Source organism: Clostridium sulfidigenes (genome assembly GCF_000732635.1).
Classification (GTDB): Bacteria; Bacillota; Clostridia; order Clostridiales; family Clostridiaceae; genus Clostridium_J; species Clostridium_J sulfidigenes.
This window is the reverse complement of the sequence record NZ_JPMD01000078.1, coordinates 1-3413: the sequence shown is the minus strand read 5'-3', so window position 1 is coordinate 3413 and position 3413 is coordinate 1. Positions and strand designations below refer to the sequence as shown.

Here is a 3413-nt window from a genome sequence, read left to right as displayed (position 1 = left end):
TATATTGTTAAACCTTTAAATTTAAAGATAAAACAATTTCGTCAAGAATTTTAATTTGAATTCTTTGTAGAATGAAAATCTAATCTTAATCGCTTAAGATTAGTAAATGAATAGGTCAAGCTACAAAGGGCGCATGGTGAATGCCTTGGCACTAGGAGCCGAAGAAGGACGCGATAAGCTGCGATAAGCTTTGGGTAGGCGCAAATAGCCAGTGATCCAGAGATTTCCGAATGGGGAAACCTACATAGTTAACACTATGTACTGTGCACTGAATAAATAGGTGTATGGAGGTAAACCCGGGGAACTGAAACATCTAAGTACCCGGAGGAAGAGAAAGAAACATCGATTTCCAAAGTAGCGGCGAGCGAAATGGAAAGAGCCCAAACCTAAGCCTTTGGCTTAGGGGTTGAGGACAGAACATAAATGCACAAATTTTTTAGTCGAAGACAGCTGGAAAGCTGCTCCGCAGAAGGTAATAGGCCTGTAGACAAAAAGAAATGAGTGAAAGTTCTGATCCAGAGTACCACGAGACACGTGAAACCTTGTGGGAAGCAGGGAGGACCACCTCCCAAGGCTAAATACTACCTAGTGACCGATAGTGAAGAAGTACCGTGAGGGAAAGGTGAAAAGAACCCCGGAAGGGGAGTGAAATAGAACCTGAAACCGTGTGCCTACAACCGGTCGAAGCACTTTATATGTGTGACGACGTGCTTTTTGTAGAACGAGCCAACGAGTTACGATATGTAGCGAGGTTAAGTACTTAAGGTACGGAGCCGAAGGGAAACCGAGTCTGAATAGGGCGTATAGTTGCATGTCGTAGACCCGAAACCGGGTGACCTATCCATGGCCAGGATGAAGCGACAGTAAAATGTCGTGGAGGTCCGAACCACGTTGGTGTTGAAAAACCATGGGATGAGCTGTGGATAGCGGAGAAATTCCAATCGAACTCGGAGATAGCTGGTTCTCCTCGAAATAGCTTTAGGGCTAGCGTCGGTTAATTGAGTAATGGAGGTAGAGCACTGAATAGGCTAGGGGGCATAACGCTTACTGAACCTTATCAAACTCCGAATGCCATATACTTTTATTCCGGCAGTCAGACTGCGAATGATAAGATCCGTAGTCAAAAGGGAAACAGCCCAGACCATCAGCTAAGGTCCCAAAGTGTAAGTTAAGTGGTAAAGGATGTGGGATTTCTAAGACAACTAGGATGTTGGCTTAGAAGCAGCCACTCATTTAAAGAGTGCGTAATAGCTCACTAGTCAAGAGATCCCGCGCCGAAGATGTCCGGGGCTAAAACTTACCACCGAAGCTATGGATGTGTACTACGTACACGTGGTAGAGGAGCTTTCTGCATTGGCTGAAGTCGTACCGAAAGGAGCGGTGGACGATGCAGAAGTGAGAATGTTGGCATAAGTAGCGAGAGCTAGGTGAGAATCCTAGCGGTCGAAAACCTAAGGTTTCCTGAGGAAGGCTCGTCCTCTCAGGGTTAGTCGGGACCTAAGCCGAGGCCGAAAGGCGTAGGTGATGGACAACGGGTTGATATTCCCGTACCACTTGCAGACGTTATTACAAATGGGGTGACGCAGGAGGATAGGTTGTGCATACTATTGGATGTATGTTCAAGCATTTAGGAGTAGCTAGTAGGCAAATCCGCTAGCCGAATCTGAGGTGTGATGAGGAGCTCAATAGAGCGAAGTAACTGATTCCACGCTGCCAAGAAAAGCCTCTATGGAGGAAGCAAGTGCCCGTACCGCAAACCGACACAGGTAGGTGAGGAGAGAATCCTAAGACCATCGGAAGAACTGCTGTTAAGGAACTCGGCAAATTGACCCCGTAACTTCGGGAGAAGGGGTGCCTACGCAAGTAGGTCGCAGAGAATAGGCCCAAGCAACTGTTTAGCAAAAACACAGGTCTCTGCTAAAGCGAAAGCTGATGTATAGGGGCTGACGCCTGCCCGGTGCTGGAAGGTTAAGGGGAATGCTTAGCGCAAGCGAAGGTATGAACTTAAGCCCCAGTAAACGGCGGCCGTAACTATAACGGTCCTAAGGTAGCGAAATTCCTTGTCGGGTAAGTTCCGACCCGCACGAATGGCGTAATGATTTGGGCACTGTCTCAACAGCAAATCCGGCGAAATTGTAGTACCAGTGAAGATGCTGGTTACCCGCGATTGGACGGAAAGACCCCGTAGAGCTTTACTGTAGTTTAGCATTGAGTTTCGGTATTGTCTGTACAGGATAGGTGGGAGGCTGAGAAACAGGACCGTCAGGTTCTGCGGAGCCATCCTTGGGATACCACCCTGACAGTACTGGGATTCTAACTGGAGGCCATGAAACTGGTCACAGGACATTGCTAGATGGGCAGTTTGACTGGGGCGGTCGCCTCCAAAAAAGTAACGGAGGCGCCCAAAGGTTCCCTCAGCGCGGTCGGAAATCGCGCGAAGAGTGCAAAGGCAGAAGGGAGCCTGACTGCGAGACCTACAAGTCGAGCAGGGACGAAAGTCGGGCTTAGTGATCCGGTGGTACCTCGTGGGAGGGCCATCGCTCAACGGATAAAAGCTACCTCGGGGATAACAGGCTGATCTCCCCCAAGAGTCCACATCGACGGGGAGGTTTGGCACCTCGATGTCGGCTCGTCGCATCCTGGGGCTGAAGTAGGTCCCAAGGGTTGGGCTGTTCGCCCATTAAAGCGGCACGCGAGCTGGGTTCAGAACGTCGTGAGACAGTTCGGTCCCTATCCGTCGCGGGCGTAGGAAATTTGAAGGGAGCTGTCCTTAGTACGAGAGGACCGGGATGGACAGACCTCTGGTGCACCAGTTGTCACGCCAGTGGCACAGCTGGGTAGCTATGTCTGGAAGGGATAAACGCTGAAAGCATCTAAGCGTGAAGCCCACCCTAAGATGAGATTTCCCATAACGTAAGTTAGTAAGACTCCTGGAAGACCACCAGGTTGATAGGTGAGGGGTGTAAGCATGGTAACATGTTCAGCTGACTCATACTAATAAGTCGAGGGCTTGATCTAAATAAAGACGAAATAAATTTCACTGTGTAATTTTGAGAGAACATTTAACCAATGTTTTCATAAATTTGATAGAAGCAAGAAGTTCAAGGAAATGACTGAGTGAGGAGCAGAGTTTATTAAACATAAATGAGCACCGCAAGGAAGGAAATTGACGAAGAAATTCGAAGCTTATAGAAAATTTAATCTGGTAATTATGCTTTTGATGGATACACCCGTTCCCATACCGAACACGAAGGTTAAGCATCAAGAGGCCGATAGTACTGCACGGGAAGCTGTGTGGGAGGGTAGGTTGTTGCCAGGTCAATGTTCCGCGATAGCTCAACGGTGGAGCACTCGGCTGTTAACCGATAGGTTGGAGGTTCGAATCCTCTTCGCGGAGCCATTTTTAGTCTTAC

General features: G+C 48.5%; 1 tRNA gene and 2 rRNA genes. All 3 read left to right on the top strand.

Annotated features, from left to right (window positions below):
• The first annotated feature begins 113 nt into the window (after positions 1-113).
• Positions 114-3018 (top strand): 23S ribosomal RNA (locus IO99_RS17995).
• A 183-nt stretch (positions 3019-3201) separates the two neighbouring features.
• Positions 3202-3319: ribosomal RNA gene (gene rrf, locus IO99_RS17990) — 5S ribosomal RNA — on the top strand.
• Between the two features lie 6 nt (positions 3320-3325).
• Positions 3326-3400, top strand: a tRNA-Asn gene (locus IO99_RS17985).
• Positions 3401-3413: the final 13 nt, after the last annotated feature.